The 2,029-nt window shown below is 66.8% G+C and carries 2 protein-coding genes and 1 pseudogene; all 3 read right to left on the reverse strand.

The features are described from left to right. Positions 1 to 243 (reverse strand): annotated as a pseudogene (locus I71_RS37315) (hypothetical protein); the annotation flags it as partial. Then, positions 240 to 1,124, reverse strand: coding sequence for a proline/glycine betaine ABC transporter permease (locus tag I71_RS10810; protein WP_042694801.1), 885 nt, complete (start codon positions 1,122 to 1,124; stop codon positions 240 to 242). The pseudogene I71_RS37315 and the gene I71_RS10810, both read right to left, overlap by 4 nt. A 3-nt stretch (positions 1,125 to 1,127) precedes the next feature. Next, a partial coding sequence (locus I71_RS10815) for a glycine betaine/L-proline ABC transporter ATP-binding protein (protein WP_042694803.1) occupies positions 1,128 to 2,029 on the reverse strand: 902 nt, incomplete at its 5' end.

The raw sequence follows: 2,029 nt of genomic DNA on the forward strand, positions 1-2,029 counted from the left end.
AGCGCTCCTTGTAAGCCGGCGAGCTTGGTAAAGGTAGGGGAACTCGCCCAGCACCGCCAGCCGCAGGGGTGCCAGGTCCTCCAGCCGGTCCGCCAGGAGGGAGTCGGTCAACCGCTCCACCCGTACGCCGTTCCCGATGTCGCCCGCCAGGGCGTTGCCATGCAGCCGCCGCCGGTCAGGTGGCAGGGGCTGCGTCGGAAGAGCGGCGGCGAAGCCCTCTTCCGGACGACCCCCCGCGCTCACCGTGCCGGCACCGGCAGGAAACGGCGCAGGAAGGCGAAGCGTACCGGGCGCGGTGCGGCGGCGGTCCGCCCAAAGCTTTGGGTGATGCGGTCGAGGATGATCGCCAGCAGCACGACGCTGAGTCCGCTCTCGAAGCCGAGCGCGATGTCCAACCGCTGAATGCCCTGCAGCACCACGTTGCCCAGACCGCCGGCACCGATCATCGAGGCGATGACGATCATCGACAGCGCCATCATCATGGTCTGGTTCACCCCGGCCATGATCGACGGCAGGGCGTTCGGCAACTGCACCTTGAACAGCAATTGGCGGTCATGGCAGCCGAATGCCTTGCCGGCCTCGACGATCTCGCCCGGAACCTGCTGGATACCCAGCGCCGTCAGGCGCACGGCGGGCGGCATGGCGAAGATGACCGTGGCGAGGATGCCCGGCACCCGGCCCAGGCCGAAGAACATCACGGCCGGGATCAGATAGACGAAGGCCGGCATGGTCTGCATGAAGTCCAGCGAGGTGCGGACGATGCTTTCGACCACGCGGTTGCGGGCCATCCACACGCCCAGCGGCACGCCGAGCAGCAGGCAGAGCAGGGTGGAGGTCAGGACCAGTCCGAGGGTGGAGGCGGTCTCCGTCCACAGCCCCATGCCGACGATCAGCAGCAGGGAGGCCACCGTGAAGACGGCGAAGCCGACGCCGACGCGCCAGAGCGAGACCGCGACGATCAGGCCGATCAGCAGCCAGGCCGGCGCCCCGACCAGCACGAAGTCGATGGCGCCGCCGAATCCGTTCACCACCGTCGAGATCGCGTCGAAGGTGGATTGGAAATGGTCGAGCATGAAGGTGACGAGATCCTCGACCCACTTGCCGATTCTGATTTCAAAGTCCATCGGTCAATCCCCCCGAACCAAGGTGTGGAGCATGAGAGCGCGCGAGATGGCGCCGAGGAAATTGTGGTCGTCATCGACGACCGGCACCGGCCATTCGCTGTCGGCGACGAGGGCGAGCAGGGAATGGATGGGAGCGGCGGCATTGACCGTCTGGACGTCGGGCAGGAAGGCGTTGACGAAGCGTGGCTGCGGACCCTTCAGTTCCCGTTCCAGCGTCGCCTGCGAAACGATCCCCTCGAAACGTCCGTCCTGCGTGCGGACATAGCCGAAATTATGGTGGTTTTCGCGCAGCTGCTGCAGGGCGGGGGTCAGTTCGCCGGGAAGACGGATGACCGTGTTGGTCGCCTCGTAACGCGCCACGTCGCCGGCGCGCAGCACCTTTGAGGCATCGACGTTGCGGAAGAAGGAGCGGACGTAATCGTCGGCCGGACGGCTGAGAATCTCGTAGGGCGTGCCGACCTGGACGATGCGGCCGCCCTCCATGATGGCGATGCGGTCGCCGATGCGCATCGCCTCGTCCAGGTCGTGGGAAATGAAGACGATGGTGCGCTGGTGCTCGCGCTGAAGGCGCAGCAGCTCATCCTGCATCTCGGTGCGGATCAGCGGGTCCAGCGCGGAGAAGGCCTCGTCCATCAGCAGGATGGTCGGGTCGTTCGCCAGCGCGCGGGCAAGGCCGACGCGCTGCTGCATGCCGCCGGACATTTCGCGCGGGTAGCGGTGGGCGTAGGTGCCGAGGCCAACCTGCTCCAGCGCCTGCTGTGCCGCCTTGTGGCGCTCGGCCTTGGACACGCCGGAGATTTCCAGGCCGAAGGCGGCATTGTCCAGCGCGGTCAGATGCGGCATCAGGGCGAAGGACTGGAAGACCATGCCCATGTTGCGGCGGCGGGCCTGGATCAGATCGGCCT

This window comes from Azospirillum sp. B506, assembly GCF_000333595.1.
Taxonomy (GTDB): domain Bacteria; phylum Pseudomonadota; class Alphaproteobacteria; order Azospirillales; family Azospirillaceae; genus Azospirillum.